The 16628-nt window shown below is 39.0% G+C and carries 12 protein-coding genes; 11 read left to right on the forward strand and 1 reads right to left on the reverse strand.

What is annotated here, in order from left to right:
* The first annotated feature begins 2 nt into the window (after nt 1-2).
* The 8 genes from tssK (at nt 3) to ACE3G9_RS08950 (ending at nt 13173) form a co-directional block, all read left to right on the forward strand.
* Nucleotides 3-1337 (forward strand): type VI secretion system baseplate subunit TssK, encoded by a 1335-nt coding sequence (tssK, locus tag ACE3G9_RS08915; RefSeq protein WP_449218954.1) that lies wholly within the window; start codon nt 3-5, stop codon nt 1335-1337.
* 2 nt (nt 1338-1339) lie between these two features.
* Nucleotides 1340-2113, forward strand: coding sequence for a type IVB secretion system protein IcmH/DotU (icmH, locus tag ACE3G9_RS08920; protein ID WP_449218955.1), 774 nt, complete (start codon nt 1340-1342; stop codon nt 2111-2113).
* Between the two features lie 10 nt (nt 2114-2123).
* Nucleotides 2124-4724, forward strand: coding sequence for a type VI secretion system ATPase TssH (gene tssH, locus ACE3G9_RS08925; protein WP_449218956.1), 2601 nt, complete (start codon nt 2124-2126; stop codon nt 4722-4724).
* A gap of 1 nt (nt 4725) precedes the next feature.
* Nucleotides 4726-6243 (forward strand): sigma-54 interaction domain-containing protein, encoded by a 1518-nt coding sequence (locus ACE3G9_RS08930; protein WP_449218957.1) that lies wholly within the window; start codon nt 4726-4728, stop codon nt 6241-6243.
* Nucleotides 6243-6899 (forward strand): type VI secretion system-associated protein VasI, encoded by a 657-nt coding sequence (gene vasI / locus ACE3G9_RS08935; protein ID WP_449218958.1) that lies wholly within the window; start codon nt 6243-6245, stop codon nt 6897-6899. The genes ACE3G9_RS08930 and vasI overlap by 1 nt, the downstream gene beginning before the upstream one ends.
* An 8-nt stretch (nt 6900-6907) precedes the next feature.
* Nucleotides 6908-8326 (forward strand): type VI secretion system protein TssA, encoded by a 1419-nt coding sequence (tssA, locus tag ACE3G9_RS08940; protein WP_449218959.1) that lies wholly within the window; start codon nt 6908-6910, stop codon nt 8324-8326.
* 16 nt (nt 8327-8342) lie between these two features.
* The gene (gene tssM / locus ACE3G9_RS08945; RefSeq protein WP_449218960.1) at nt 8343-11897 is read left to right on the forward strand and encodes a type VI secretion system membrane subunit TssM; all 3555 of its coding nucleotides are present in this window, start codon (nt 8343-8345) and stop codon (nt 11895-11897) included.
* 70 nt (nt 11898-11967) lie between these two features.
* On the forward strand, nt 11968-13173 hold the full coding sequence (locus tag ACE3G9_RS08950; RefSeq protein ID WP_449218961.1) for a type VI secretion system ImpA family N-terminal domain-containing protein: 1206 nt from the start codon (nt 11968-11970) through the stop codon (nt 13171-13173).
* A gap of 53 nt (nt 13174-13226) precedes the next feature.
* Here ACE3G9_RS08950 and ACE3G9_RS08955 read toward each other — a convergent pair whose 3' ends face one another.
* Nucleotides 13227-13682, reverse strand: coding sequence for a methylglyoxal synthase (locus ACE3G9_RS08955; RefSeq protein ID WP_417879874.1), 456 nt, complete (start codon nt 13680-13682; stop codon nt 13227-13229).
* Between the two features lie 564 nt (nt 13683-14246).
* Between ACE3G9_RS08955 and ectA the strand changes: the two genes are divergently transcribed.
* The 3 genes from ectA to ACE3G9_RS08970 all read left to right on the forward strand — a co-directional run bounded on the left by ectA (nt 14247) and on the right by ACE3G9_RS08970 (nt 16617).
* A complete protein-coding gene (gene ectA / locus ACE3G9_RS08960; RefSeq protein ID WP_417879875.1) occupies nt 14247-14792 on the forward strand; it encodes a diaminobutyrate acetyltransferase in 546 nt (181 codons plus the stop codon).
* An 85-nt stretch (nt 14793-14877) separates the two neighbouring features.
* The gene (ectB, locus tag ACE3G9_RS08965) at nt 14878-16143 is read left to right on the forward strand and encodes a diaminobutyrate--2-oxoglutarate transaminase (protein ID WP_417879876.1); all 1266 of its coding nucleotides are present in this window, start codon (nt 14878-14880) and stop codon (nt 16141-16143) included.
* A gap of 87 nt (nt 16144-16230) precedes the next feature.
* Nucleotides 16231-16617, forward strand: a complete 387-nt coding sequence (locus ACE3G9_RS08970; protein WP_417879877.1) for an ectoine synthase — start codon at nt 16231-16233, stop codon at nt 16615-16617.
* The last annotated feature ends 11 nt before the right edge of the window (nt 16618-16628 follow it).

Here is a 16628-nt window from a genome sequence, read left to right on the forward strand (position 1 = left end):
TCATGTTTACACGTAACCGTGTTATTTGGAGTGAAGGGCTTTTTATGAAGCCTCAACACTTTCAGCAACAGCAACGTTATCTTGAGTATTATGCGGATGAACGTTCAAAGGCTGTGAGCCCATACTTATACGGGGTAACAGAGCTATCTCTTAATCCTGAGTATTTAGCATTTGGTCGAATCGCGATTGAGAGAGCGGTTGGCATTATGCCCGATGGCTCAATATTTTGTATTCCACAGGAAGACTTGTTACCTGATCCTCTTGATATTGAAGACGCCAGCTTAGCCAACCAAATCATTTATTTGGCGATCCCTTTACGCAGTGATTCTTTGTTAGAAATTGACTGGCCAGAAGAAAAAGGCACAGGGCGTTATCAACAGAGAATTCAAGAGCAGCGCGATATTCATTCAATACAGGGGAGCTCAACGCCCGTAAGTGTTGCACCGCTTAAAATTCAATTGATGCTAGAAAAGGAAGACAGAACCTCTTATGCATCAATGGCGATCGCCCGGATTCGAGAAAAAAGACCAGATGGCAGCATTATGCTTGATGAGAGTTTTATTCCTTGCCATACCAATGTGCTCTGTCATGCGGGCTTACATCGTGTGGTAGGTGAAATCGCTGGGCTTATACGCGAAAGAGCTAAAAATATCGCTCAACAAATCTCCTCGCCGACACAAGGTGGTGTGGCAGATGTGTCTGATTTCATGCTACTGCAGGCGTTAAATAAAATTCAGCCACAATTACAGCATTTATCTGAATTAAGAGGTTTGCACCCTGAACGATTATTTGAATGTTTAAGCTCTATAGCAGGGGAATTAGCAACGTTTACCAACGAAAGCCGCTTACCACCCTCAATCTCAGCTTATAACCATGATAATCCAGCTGAATCGTTTTGGCCTGTTGTGCACCATTTGCGCCAGAGTTTAAGCATTGTGCTTGAGCCAAGAGCGGTTTCAATACAATTACACAAACGTCAATACGGTTTGATGGTTGCTCCAGTACAAGATCCTCAATTGATTGAAGAAGCCGAATTTATTATTGCGGTGAAGGCTAAGATGCCAGTTGATGAGTTACGCCGTTTATTTATTCAGCAAACGAAAGTGTCATCGGTTGAAAAAATACGAGAGCTTATTTCTCTTCAATTACCTGGTGTTCCTCTTAACGCATTACCGGTTGCTCCGCGTCAATTACCGTATCACGCCGGTTACACCTACTATCAGCTTGATAAGACTAGCCCTGCATGGGAAAGCTTAAAGCATTCAACCGGGTTTGCATTTCATGTAGCAGGAGCATTTGAAGATCTTGACCTGCAATTTTGGGCAATTAGGAGTTAATGATGAAAACCAATAATACCAATGTTGCAGTCGATGAGTTGCTGTATGAGGGAAGTGAGAATATAGACCGAGATCAAGACTTTTGGTTTCCCTTACGTGGTGATAATCCAAACTTATTGATAGATGTTGCCACACCATTATTTGGTTTAGCACTCAGAGTAAAGCAGCTTTCGGAATGCGCGTCTATTGCTGATATTTACCATCAAGTGGTTAAAGAAGTGACGGCGATTGAAATGGAATTAGCTGAAAATGGCTATGAGCATTCGGTCATTATGGCTTACCGATATGTATTGTGCGCTTTTCTTGATGAGTCGGTAATGGGCACGTCATGGGGGGCAAAAAGTATTTGGGCGCAACATTCACTGCTTTCTCGTTTTCATGATGAAACATGGGGTGGTGAGAAGGTTTTTTCTATTCTCACTCGTTTAGAAAATGATCCTGTGAGATATAAAGATCTTTTGGAATTTATTTTTCACTGCTTGAACTTGGGTTTTGAAGGCAAGTACAAGGTGGTTTCCAATGGCTTTGCTGAGAGAGAAAGGGTGATTATTAAGCTACATGAATTATTAAAATCGCTCAACGATTCAGAGCCGAGATCTCTTTCTAAAGCAACCGAGCATGTTGTTCACTCTAAATATAAATTAGGTCGACAAATTCCAGTTTGGTCTGTTTTTGCGATGTTTCTTCTGGGCTTGTGCGTTGTTTTTTCTGGGTATTTATACGTACTAAATAATAAGTCTTCCGATGTGTTAACCCAATTGAATCAGTTACTTTAAAGGTATCATTATGCTCCGAATTGAATTATCAACGCTCATTTCTAAGTTAAATGAACAAACTAAATTTGCTTTAGAACAGGCGGCTTCTTTATGTATTGAAAAGCAAAGCTCTGAAATCACGATCGAGCACCTTTTTAATGTTTTACTTGATAACCCTATTTCTGATTTACGAGTGATTTTAAAGCAAGCCAATATTGATACTTTATCTTTAAAAGAAAAGCTCAGTTTAAGCTATCACACGGAAAGTGGACTAGATACTTACCCTGCCTTTTCACCTCTTTTAGTAGAATTACTACAAGAAGCTTGGCTACTTTCTACTACTGAGTTAAATCAGCATCAATTACGCTCTGGTGCGATGTTTTTAGCCGCGCTTTTACGTAAAGACCGATACCTAGCACTGAATATTATTCCTGTGTTTGAAGCGATTAATCGAGAGACCTTAAAAAAAGATTTCGATGTACTTTTAGCTAATTCGGGTGAGACGGACGTTGTTTCACCGCAATCAGGTAATGCATCATCGGCCACTTCATCCACTTCGGATTATTTATCTCGATATTGTAAAAACGTCTCTGAATCCGCTCGCAATGGTGAGTTGGATCCGGTGTTATGCCGCGATGAAGAGCTTAATTTGATGATTGATATCCTATGCCGACGTCGCAAAAACAACCCTATTGTGGTTGGCGATGCTGGGGTAGGTAAAAGTGCCATTATTGAAGGGATGGCATTGAGAATTGTTAGTGGTCAAGTCCCCGAGCAGTTAAAAAATGTCGATCTTTGGTCTTTGGATTTAGGTTTATTGCAAGCAGGCGCTTCGGTTAAAGGTGAGTTTGAAAAACGTCTTCAAGGCGTGATTGAAGATGTGAAAACATCGAGTAAGCCTATTATCATTTTTATTGATGAAGCCCACACCTTGATTGGTTCGGGGAATCAAGAAGGGGGAAGCGACGCAGCTAATCTACTCAAACCCGCACTTGCTCGTGGTGAGCTCAGTGCTATTGCTGCGACGACATGGAAAGAATATAAAAAGTACTTTGAAAAAGATCCTGCCTTAACTCGACGTTTTCAATTGGTTAAGTTGGATGAGCCTACCATTGACCAAGCGGTTGATATTTTACGCGGGTTAAACTCGGTTTACGAAAAGTCGCATCAAGTATTAATTACTGATGACGCATTAAAAGCGGCAGCTGAGTTATCTGCCCGTTATATTTCGGGTCGTCAGCTGCCAGATAAAGCAATTGATGTGTTAGATACCGCATGTGCTCGAATTGCGATTAACTTAGCGGTTCCACCTAAACGCATTTCTGCTCTTGCTACGCTTGCTCATCAAAGACAGCTTGAAATTGAAATGATTGAGCGTTCCATTTATTTAGGTCAAGAGCCAGATAAAGATCGCCTTGATGAGCTTCTAACACAACAAGAAATTGAAAATGCTGAGAAAAGCGAATTAGAAAATAAGTGGCAGACTCAGCAGGCATTAGTTAATGACATTTTATCATTACGAACCCAGCTTATATCTTCAGACGAGTTACCCGCTGAAGAACTGCTCGAGTTAAAAGCAAGCCTTAATCAAAAATACCAGCAGTTAGATCTTATTGAGCATGATGACCGTTTAGTTCATCCACATGTTACGGCTCAACAAATTGCAGAAGTGGTTGCTGACTGGACGGGAGTTCCTGTTAACCAAATGAATTCAGATGAGCTGTATAAAATTACGCACCTTGTCGATATTTTGGGAGCAACCATTAAAGGCCAAGATACCGCGATTAAGCAGGTACATAAGCATTTACTAACTGCTCGAGCCGATTTAAGACGAGCAGGGCGTCCGAAAGGCGCTTTCTTACTTGTTGGTCCGAGTGGCGTGGGTAAAACAGAAACCGTGGTTCAGCTTGCGGAGCAACTTTATGGTGGGAAGCAATTCCTAACCACCATTAACATGTCTGAATACCAAGAGAAACATGCCGTATCACGCTTAATTGGTTCTCCCCCTGGTTATGTAGGCTACGGTGAAGGTGGGATTTTAACCGAATCAATTCGTAAGATGCCATATTCGGTAGTGTTACTCGATGAAGTAGAAAAAGCGCATCCAGAGGTGCTAAATATCTTCTACCAAGCTTTCGATAAAGGTGAGTTAGCCGATGGTGAAGGCCGCTTAATTGACTGTCAGAATGTGGTGTTTTTTCTAACCTCTAACTTAGGTTATCAGACGATTGTCGACTATGCCGATCATCCAGAAGAGTTAGATCAGAAGCTATATCCTGAGCTTGCTGCATTCTTTAAACCCGCACTATTGGCAAGAATGGAGACCATTCCATATCTACCACTATCTCGAGCGGTCCTGTCTGAAATCATTAAAGGTAAATTATCTCGTTTAGAAAATTTATTTAAGCAACGCTATGGAGCGAAAGTTACGATTGCGGATGAGTTATTTGATGAGATATTAAATCGTGCTAACCGTTCAGAAAATGGTGCGCGTATGTTAGAGGCGATCATTGATGGTCAATTATTACCACCAATCTCATTAGCGTTGTTAAATAAACTAGTCGACAAAGATGCGATTACTCATGTTTCGATGTCAGTACAAGATGGTGAGTTTATTGGTGAGGTTGAATAAGATGAACTCATGGTTAATCTCTATAACAGAATTAATGAAGTTGAGAGATGCTAAGACGCTATCGAATACTTTTATTAATTCATTAACAAAAACGTTGAATATAGCCAAGTGTTTAACGGTTGAATTAAGCGACAGTGGTAGAGAATTGATTTATCAAAGTGAGAATGATGATATTTCCAACTGGTCAGTCGTGGATTTTGATGTGCCTTTTTCTCATGTGTTACAAGAAGGTAGGTATAAGCTTATACCTCAATCTGATCTTGTTTATTGGCAAAACAATCAAGACTTTAAAATATTGACATCGTCATTAGGCAATGGAGAGGCATGTTTAATTTATCCTTTACCATGCGCTAAAGAATCATGTCCTTCTTTATTAGTTATATTTGGTGATGCAATCAAGTTAGAGCAATTAGCCGTAGTACCTGAATTCAAATTGTATATTGAAGCATATGCAACGCAATGGGAGTTATTAAAAGATCTCCAAAAGGTAGGCTTGGAAAAAGAAAGTTTATCTGAAACATTGACGACAGAAAGGAAGGTGAATCAGAGGGGGCAAAAATTATTAAGTTTGTCTAAGACATTGATTGGTAATTCTTCGGCAATGTTAGATGTAAAAAAGAAAATCGTAGTGGCGGCTGAATCACCACTGTCGGTTATGCTCCATGGTGAAACGGGGACAGGGAAGGAAGTTGCTGCAAAAGCGATCCATCAGATATCCGATTATAACAAAGGGCAATTTGTCGCGATTAATTGTTCCGCCATACCTGAAAACTTATTGGAAAGTGAGCTGTTTGGTTATGAAAAAGGGGCATTTTCTGGTGCTAATTCTTACCATGCAGGCTTGATTGAGCAGGCGGATGGTGGCTCATTATTTCTTGATGAAATTGGTGATATGCCAACGCACCTCCAATCTAAATTGTTACGTGTACTTGAGACAAAAAGCTTTCGTCCTCTTGGGGGAAAGAAAGAACTAACATCAAATTTTAGGTTGATTTCTGCAACCCATATAAATTTAAAAGAGAAAGTTAAATCAAAAGAATTTCGTCCAGATTTATATTATCGATTAATGCAATGTCCGGTATTACTTCCAGCATTAAAGGATAGAAAAGAAGATCTTGAGTTATTGAGTGAGTATTTTATTGAGCAATATAATGAAAGCTATCAAAGGGATGTTGGGTCCCTGACGAAGCAGTCTTTGGAGCATTTAAAAAAATTAGATTTTCCAGGTAATGTTAGAGAGTTAAAAAGCATGATTGAATTATCTTGTTCTCAAGTTGAGGACGGGCAACCAATTTCGTTATCTTATATTTCAGACAACTCAAATGCATTGTCGCTATTCGATTTTAACGAAGGTGTTAATCATATTGGAAACTTAACAGAGCTCCTTGGTGAGTTTGAATTTAAAGTTATCCAAGAGCGATTAAATAAACACTCTGGGAATAAAACGAAAGCTGCAAAAAGCTTAGGAATACCTCTTAGAACTCTGACTTACAAATGCCAGAAACTGGAGATTTCTTGATGAATTATCAATTTAGCATCGTTATTTTTACTGTGATTTTGTTCCAGTTGTTTTTTATTAGTGATGTTCGAGCTGAACAAAGTTCACTTTTAAATGAAGCTAAAGCATGCACTAATATTACAGCTCGGCTGGAGCGCTTGGATTGTTTTGATCGTATTTTCAAAACATCTTTACCAGAAATCGCTTTATTAAAAGAAATAAAACCAGAACTCTGGTCTCGGGGTATGGCAGTTGAACAACAGCGAGTAAAAGGTGATTTACTCCCTTTAATTTCAAGCGGAAATGGAAGTGCTGATTCTGATATCTGGGTAACTTTACCCACGACAAGTCATAGTAATGATGGACAGGGTGCTGTCCTAATGATGAGTTGTATCAATAATATTAGTCATTTGGACCTATTACTTCATAAAAATATTGAGCAAGCCAGAGTTAATATATCAGCCAATACATTCGAATCTAGCTTATGGAGAACCGATGATTCTGGCTTTGTCGTCAGCAGTTCTAGGGGGATTTTTGCTATTGATATGATGAAGAAAATAGCATCATCTTCCAATTTACAATTACGCTCAGATATAGATCTTGTTAATGGTCTTAAATTTAATACTGAAAATTTATCAAACGTATTAATTCCGTTACGTAAAAGCTGTGGTTGGTAAGGGATTTTATGAATACCACAGAATATCGCCAAACCATCATAACACCCATATCTAAAGAATCTCATGTAGGTGAGCGTTTATACGATGATCCCTTATACGAGTTTATCGATGATCAAATGATGAAGGTTGGTTCTCTATCGCATGCTTCCGTGCAATGGAGTGAAGTTGAAAAAAGTATCCTTCAGATTTTTAAAGAAAAAACGAAAGATATTAAGTTGCTAATTCACCTTATACAGTGTTTGCATCACCAAGCAACCCCAGAAAGGTTAACTCTTTCTTTGTTTGTTTTTGGTGATTTCATGCGTGAATTCTGGAGTGATAGTTACCCTTCTCCAGGAGAGAGAGGAAAGTTACCCCGCCGTAAATTTTTTAGCTTACTTCTGCAGAGGTTTGATTTACTTGCTGATAAGTATGACTTCTCTCTTTTTGATGCCAAAGGAAGAGATTTGTTGTTGCAAGCGCTGACAGATTGGCACGCAGCGGCGATAAAAAATGACTTAGATTCTGATTCTGTACAGTATTTTGTGCAAAGAATAAAAACCAAACTTAAAGATTGTGAAGAAAGATCTTCATTTTATGAACAACCGAAAAGCTCTGCTGCTGTCACCTCCGATGTTGGTCATTCCACGGTTGTGAATGTTCAAGCGAATAACCCATTAACGTTTGATACTTCAAGCGACCAGTCCGTGAAGCAGACGCTTTTAAAAGTATCGGATTTTTTATCTGAGCAAGACTACGGTACTCCGCTTTCTATCAGGACTCGACGTTATGCCGTATGGGCAGGCATTGATTCGCCCCCAGAGCATAACAACGTAGGTGAAACCCAGTTACGCGGGATACAAAGTGAGCGTCTAAAAGAGTACACAGATGGAATGTCTCATCCTGATCTTGCGTTATGGCGTAAAGTTGAAAAGAGCTTAACTTTGGCACCTTATTGGATTGATGGGCAGTGTTTAAGTGCCAGAATTGCTGAATCTATTGACCAACCTGAATGGGCAAAAGCGATACATGATGAGACGAAACAATTCATCTCTCGGTTACCTAAGTTGCTGGAATTGAAATTTAAAGATGGTGCCCCTTTTATTTCCGATGAAACTCAGCAATGGATTGAATTTTCAGCGAAATCTCAATCTCAAGGTGGCGTAAGTAACTGGCAGGAAAAATATGAGCAAATTAAACAGCTGGCAAAAGAAGCGGGCGTCACTGTTGCCATATCGAGTGTTAATGATGGCTTGGAAAGAGCCTTAGATCCAAGAGACAAGTTTTATTGGCAATGTTTGTTAGCCGATCTGTTGGAAGATAGTCGGTTGACGGCGGTGGCAAGTGAACAATATCGCGGTTTGTATGAGCAATTTATGTCTATGAGTTTGAGTGACTGGGAGCCATCACTCGTAGAAAAGCTTAAGCATATTAATAATATTAAATAATTAAGGTAGTGATTATATGTGGAAAATGATAACAGGGATTGGCCAAAAGCTTAAGCCAGCGTTAACCGCGGCAATGCCAATCTTATTATTTAGCCTTTTTGTCCTCATTAATGTTGCGATCTGGTGGATGGGACCTTGGTTAACGATAGATAAAAGTCAGCCATTGTCGTCTCTCACTGCTCGAACCGTTGCTTGCGTATTATTTTCGCTAGTTTGCTTCTCCTTATGGGGAGTATGGCAATGGAGAAAATTGGTACGAATAAGAGATGAAGAGAAACGAGCACTTGAATTGAAAACCGATCCTCTGCTTCAGTTTGAAGAACGTCAAGAACTGGAATTAAACCAAGTCATGCAGACGATGAAGGTGAACTTAAGCAAGAGTAATTATCTTTACTCACTTCCTTGGTATTTAGTGTTTGGTTTAGAAAATGCGGGAAAAACCAGTTTAATCAACCGATCGGGACAAAATTTCGTTTTTTCGTCGGTAATGCGAGCTTCTCATCTTAAAAGTGAAAACCCATATAGTTTTGATTGGTGGATTGGAGATGAGTCAGTATTAATTGATCCTGACGGTGAATTATTAACTCAGGGTGGCTTAGGAAATGATGTTGATCCTGAGTTATCACGTCGTTTGTGGGTCCATTTTACTCGCTGGTTAGAAAAAACACGTAGTCGCAGGCCATTGAATGGTATTGTTTTAGCGATTGATATTGCACATTTAGCCAAATCAACAGAATCGGAGCGTAAAGTCTACGCGAATTTATTGCGTACTCGTTTACGCGAATTAATGGAAACATTATCGACTCGGCTTCCTGTGTACGTTTCTTTTACGAAGTTTGATCTGTTACACGGCTTTGAACCTTTTTTTCGTAATTACACCAAAGAAAAGCGTGAAGAAGTCCTTGGTTTCACTTTCTCATTAGATTCAGTGGATGACTTGGATCATTGGCTAACCGAGTACACCGCTAGCTATAAAGAGTTTATTGTACGAATTAATGAAGCAATCCCTCATATTATGGTGAACTTGACGGATAACGAAGACCGTAATGCGGTTTATAGCTTCTCTCGTCAATTAGCCGGCTTACAAGGTACGATTTACCGATTACTAGAAGAAACATTGGGAAGCGATCAATTCTCAACCTCGGCATTAGTTCGTGGTGTCTATTTTAATTCAGTATTTCAGCAGGGTGTTGCCATTAATGCCTTTGATAATGCAACCTCACGTCGCTATGGATTAAGACATGCCATCAATAGTGCACAACATGCAAAAACCTCGACAATATACTTTACTCAAAAGTTATTTAATAAAATTATTTACCCAGAAGCAGGGCTTGCCTCTGATAATTTTAAAGTTGCCAAAAAGAAGCAGAAGATCATATATACCTCAGTGATTGCTTGTAGTGTTGCGAGTTTATTATTGATTACAGCTTGGCAGCGATACTATTCGATAAATGTTACTCAAGCGGATAATGTTTTACAGAAGGTTAATGAATATCAGGTGCTCATTTCAGGTAATAATGGAATGTTGTCGCAGAAAGATATATTAGAGCCTTTAAACAAGATTCGTGAAGCAACCTTAGAATTCGGTTTCTTTCGGAATAAGTTGAAATATGTATCTGATTTAGGTCTGTATCAAGGACATACCATTGGGCCTAAAGTTGAAGAAACGTACTTAAATTTACTTGAGTATAAATTTTTGCCACTGCTCATGGCTGATACCATTCATGATTTAAATCTGGCCCAATCAGATGAGAAAAAATTAGCGGTATTAAGAGTTTACCGGATGATAGTGGATGCGAGTGGCCGGCACTCAGAGTTCGTTTTAGATTATTTTTCAAAATATTGGCAGCGTCAATTTTCAGGTCAGCAGAAAATTCAAAAGCAATTATTGGCGCACCTAGATTATGCAATGGAGCATACAAATCTCGCTACAGATCGAAACAATGGTAATGAATTAGCCGATCAATTGATGCGTCCTTATGATTTGCTGATTAGTCGAGCTCAAAATGAACTTGGTCGTATGCCAAACGAAGAAAGGGTGTACCGAAATTTAAAATTAAGCGCACAAAGTTTATTAGGTCCAGCTGTCAGCCTACGTAATCTAATTGGACCTGTTTTTGATATTATTTATCAAAAAGGAAAAAGAAGTGATCAGTCACTTTATATCCCTAAATTACTCACTAAAGAAGGCTTTGATAATTACTTTATGCCTCAATCTGAGTCTGTTTCTAAGTTAGCGTTAATTGATAGTTGGGTACTAGGCCAATCTTCAACCGCAGAGTTTAGTGAAGAAGATAAGCGCGTATTAAGAGAAAAAATTCGGAACTTATATATTGCAGACTACACCAGTACTTGGCGTCATGCTTTAAATAACATTAATATTAAAAAGTTTAATGATATCAATGAGGCGGTAACGGTTACTGATAGCATTATGGGCAATCTAGAGCCAATCCAGAGGCTTCTAAGAACGGTTGATGCTAATACTCATTTATTTAATTCTTCTACGTCAGAAGGTGATAAGGCAGCAAAAGAAGCTTTATTGAAAAGCCCTAAATTTAAAGTAGCCTCTAAGATTGATGAGCCTTTTTCTGAGCTAAATGCACTGAGTTACCCTAATGGAGACAATCCAGCGTATATGACAGAAGTGTTAGATGTTGTAGGGCAGTTACGTGATTATCTTAAAGCGATGCAAGATTCACCGAATGTCGGAATGTCAGCCTTAAGTGCCACAAAAGAGCGGGTGACATTGCAGAGCATTGATCCTATTTATACATTACGTCGAGTGTCTAGCGGCTTGCCAAGCCCGCTGAATCAGATGATGAGAACGCTATCTGATCAAAGCTGGTATGTGGTGAAGAAAGAGGCGATTCGTTACTTAGAGGTTCGCTGGAAAGAAGATGTATATAAGCCTTATAAAGAAAAATTAGCTGGAAAATATCCATTATCCTTAACGGCTAAAAAAGAGGTATCTCTGTCTGATTTTGAAGCCTTTTTTGCTCCAGATGGAATATTAAATACTTTTTATAATGATCAGCTAGATTTATTTCTTCATGAAAACGTGTTTATCGACGATGCTGAGAATGGCAATAACTCTATTGTTAATCAGCAAGTTATCGATGAGTTGGCTAAAGCAAAGAAAATACAGGAAGCATTTTTTAATCGAAAAGGCGTTCTTGATATTGAGTTCTCATTACAGCCGATAGTTCTCAGTGGGAATAAGCGACGTAGTGCGATTGATGTTGATGGTCAGTACTTAACCTACAGTCATGGGCAGAGAGATGTAGTTGAATTGATTTGGCCTAATTCCTTAAGAGAAACGGCATCGTCAAAAGTGACATTAGTACCGACACAGACTGGGTATTCCCCGAGAAGTATCACCACTCAAGGATCTTGGTCATTCTTCCGTTTATTGGATCAGGCAAAAGTGGTTTCTGCGAGTTCAAAATCAGTGGACTATAAGTTTTCAGTCGATAATGGAAGCATGGTATATCGGTTGAATTCGAATAACGATAGCAATCCATTTACGAATAATTTATTTAGGACATTTAAGCTATCTGAAAATTTATATTAGCGAATTAATAAATTTTTAATATTTATTTGACTAGAAGAGAGTGAGGGAAGCCTCACTCTGATTTCTTTGGATGTGGATTATGTCGAGCTGCGTATATATTGAACACCGTGTTTTTAACCTTGTTAGCGACTCGAGTGCTCTTAGAAAAAGTCATATTTATGATGATGTAAAAGAGGAAATAAATAAGCAAAATTCCCTATTTTCAGGAGGGACAGATTGGGAGACGGTTAAAACAAAGTGCACCTTGCTTGCTGAAAAATCGGGAATAGACTTATTGCTCTGTTGTTATTACACAGTCGCTACGACAAGACTTAATGGTATCGTTGGATTGGCTAACGGTTTAGAGTTGCTGTTATCTTCACTGATGGTATCTACAAAAGATCTAAAGAATGCCAACAAACGCAAAGAGCTTATGGATTGGGTTAATAGTTGTATTATTAAAGAAATCAAACTGCTTAAGCCTAACTATGAAATGCTTCGACATTTATATCGATGTGAGCGTTACTGTGAGCAAATAGATCAAATTTTTATAGAAAAGCAACCTGAATACGTAGCCAATATGGACGGAATTGCTTATGTGATTTTTGAACATATTGATCGATTAGAAATTCAATATAGAAGCAAACAAAAGGTCGCTGCAATTCCACCGCCTAGTGAACAAAAAGTGACAGTAAAATGGCATTACTATGTTTTAGCCTTATTGCTTACCTTCTTTGTTGCTTATCAGTTTTTATTGCCATCGAACAGATTGGATCCGACTCGCTATATTCAGTCAAATGTCTTACCAGAGAAGCCATTAGATCAAGAGCAAAGAGAAGCGCTAAATTATTATATTTCTAATATGGCTAATAATTCATTAGCTTGGCTAGGTGAAACTCCTAGTCGACAAAATGAAAGTATAAAAAAGCTTGAGTTTTTGCTTGGTGATGAGGAGCTGGTTGCTTTATTGAGGCAGCAATGGTTGGTAGAGCGAAAGGAGAGTATTGAATCAGTTAATGATATGGTGAATAAATTTGATTCCGTGCGGACCCACCTATCAAATATTAATTTAGGCATTCAGAAAACCAACTTAAATAACTTAAAAGATGAGATGAATTCAGTGACCAAAGTAGGTAAAAGCTTGTCGCCAATTTATGCTCGTGTTGGATATATTGAACAATTGCTTAAAGCTGGAGACAATGAAAAAGCGGTAAAAGAATTGGCTATCTTACAGCAACGTTTAGATGGGCTTACCTGGAAAGTCGATCAACTGAAAGAGTTACTTAGGTATAGATAAATAACAATTCATCGCCAAACAAGAAGCTTTGTTTGGCGATGGTATATTGAAAATCAAAGGCGCTCATTCAAATAAGATTGATAGTCCGGGATCTCAATATCAACTTCTTGCTCTAGCAATACGGAGTTGAATAAGAAATTTGCTGTTGCACGGTTGGTTGCTACTGGAATATTCCAAACCGATGCTATACGTAGTAGCGCCTTAACATCTGGATCATGAGGAACTGCGTTTAGTGGATCCCAGAAGAAAATCATCATGTCTATTTTCCCCTCAGAGATTAGAGCACCAAGCTGTTGATCTCCCCCCATAGGGCCACTGATTAAACTCTTGATCGCAAGCCCAGTTTCGCGGCTTAACATGTTCCCTGTTGTACCGGTAGCGTAAAGAAAGTGGCTTTGTAGTTTCTCTTTATTCTCAACAACCCAGCGAAGTAGCTCTGGCTTGTAGTGATCGTGAGCAACCAGGGCGATATTTTTGTGCGCAGGCATTGTGCGAATGGTTTTCTTCATTGTTAACATCCTAAATGTTCAATAAAAATAAATGAAAGACTAACAACAGCATAATTTAATTACAGTTAAAAAAATAGCATGATTATTCAGTTCCTAGATCTTAATTTGAGGGCTTGATCACGCTGTACTCTTCTGCCTTTATTATTCACCACATTGAATATTGAAAACCCTCAATTATGGATCTAACGCCTCTTGAAGTAACACTTCCATTATCAGTCTTCGTGTGTTGAATCGTAGTCCACTGATATGACATTAATATGATTTTTTGCCGAACTATTAATTACACCTCTAAAGGACTTATTTTGTTATTTTAAAAATTAACATGTTAATTTTCACCTTTTAAATCAATATCTTAATGGTTAAGTATATATTCACTTAAGTAATAAGGGGTTGATAAAATAATCGAGTACGTTATTATTTAAAACGAAATTGATTAGTGCACTAAACAATTGCTTCTCGTTTTAGCAACACGCACTAATAAAAATTAATCGCCACTGAGCTTCTTTATCGGTAGCTGGATTGTTCGAATAAAGAAACAGTGTACAAATAAAAAATAGGGCTAAGATGATTACGGCACCGTGGGTAGCACACCCCGAAAAAGTGACCAAAACTCAGGACGAGTTAACATTTAGAAAACCCGAAATAACCGACGGCAATCAAGTAAACGCTTTGATTGAGTCGTGTCCTCCTTTGGATACAAATTCTGCCTACTGTAACTTTTTGCAGGCATCACATTTTAGCGATACATGCGTATTGGCTGAAAAAGATGGTCAAATTGCAGGTTTTGTTTCCGCTTATCTCAAACCATCAAGTCACCCTAATCGACCAGTTCTTTTTATCTGGCAAGTAGCGGTTGCGGAAAATAGCCGTGGCTGTGGATTAGCGTATCGAATGATTAAATCGTTATTAGCGCGTGAGTGTGTCGCTGGCGTTGCTGCAATTGAGACGACGATTACCAAAGATAATCATGGTTCTTGGAATTTATTCCGAAAACTTGAGCGAGAAGATGGTGAAGAAGGACGCGTAAGTGTTTTCTTAGACAAAGAAAATCATTTTAATGGTGAGCATGATAGTGAGTATTTATTCCATATTCCTCTTGCCATGAGTTAACCACACAAACAAATCTATTTAAAAATTCTTGATTGGGAATTCGCCCAATCGAGATACACACATAGGATGATAGACAGGATCAGACATGAATATCTTTAAAAAGCACGAATCAAACGTTCAATGTTATGCCAACAACTTCCCAGTAGTATTCTCTTCTGCGAAAGGTTGCTGGCTTCATACCGAAGACGGAGATCGTTACTTAGATTTTCTTGCCGGTGCAGGTTCGTTGAACTATGGCCACAACAACCCTGTCCTAAAAAAAGCATTGCTCAACTATATCGACCAAGATGGTTTAACCCATGGTTTAGATATGCATTCACAAGCGAAAGGTCATTTCTTAGAAAGTTTTAATGACAAAATTTTAAAACCACGTGATCTGGAATATAAAGTTCAGTTCACTGGACCAACAGGTACAAATGCCGTTGAAGCTGCTATGAAACTGGCTCGTAAAGTAAAGGGCCGTACTAATATCGTAGCCTTTACCAATGGTTTCCACGGTGTGTCTTATGGCGCACTAGCAGCAACCGGTAATCAGCATCACCGTGGTGGCGCAGCAATGCCGCTTTCGGGTGTGACTCGCATTCCTTATGAAGGTTATGCTGACATTGATGGTTTGGCTTTATTTGAAACCATGCTTGATGATAATTCAGGTGGTTTGGATAAGCCTGCAGCAGTACTTGTTGAGGTTGTGCAAGGTGAGGGGGGCTTAAATGCTGCTTCTGATAAATGGTTACAGCGTTTAGAGAAAATCTGTAAAACCAATGATATTTTGTTGATTGTTGATGACATTCAAGCTGGCTGTGGTCGTACGGGTACTTTCTTTAGCTTTGAGCCATCAGGTATTAAACCGGATATGGTGACATTGTCGAAATCAATCGGTGGTTACGGTCTGCCAATGGCAATCATGTTGATGAAGCCGGAGCTAGACCAATGGGCACCGGGTGAGCATAACGGTACGTTCCGTGGTAATAACCATGCGTTCGTAACGGCAGCAGAAGCGATTGATACCTACTGGCACAATGATGAGTTTGAAACGCATATTAAAGAGCGTGCTGAGCAATTAAATAAATCATTACAGAAAGCTTTGAAGCAATATTCAAACTTATTTGAAGGTATTAAAGGTCGTGGTTTGATGCAGGGTATCGAATGTAAAGATGGCGATATCTCAGACATGATCACCAGCGAGTGTTTTGAAAATGGCATGGTGATTGAGACTGCAGGTCCAAACGATGAAGTTGTGAAGTTTTTCTGTCCGTTGACCGTAAGCGAATCAGAACTTGAACAAGGTATTCATATTTTTGAAAAAGCGGTTGAGAAAGTGTCCGAGAAAGCAACTCGTAAAGCGTCATAGAGGTTTACATTCAAAATTAGCGCTGATAGTTACAGCGCTATTGGCGAGTTAAATGAATACCTAAACATATGAATACAAGGATAAAAAATGATTGTAAGAACATTAGAAGAATGCCGAAACAGTGAACGTCGAGTAGTCGCAGATACGTGGGAAAGTGTACGTATGTTATTGCGTGACGACAAAATGGGCTTCTCGTTCCACATTACAAACATCTATGCCGGTACGGATACACACATTCATTATAAAAACCATCTAGAGTCAGTTTATTGTATTTCTGGCGAAGGCGAGATTGAAGTAGTTGGTGGCGAAACGTATCCAATTAAACCAGGTACTTTGTACATTTTAGACAAGCACGATGAACACCAATTACGTGCATATAAAGATGCGGATATGGTCATGGCTTGTGTGTTTAACCCGCCGATTACCGGTGCGGAAACCCATGATGAAAATGGTGTTTATCCATTAGTTGATTAATTCGTAACTCG

It is taken from the genome of Vibrio sp. E150_018 (assembly GCF_053544035.1).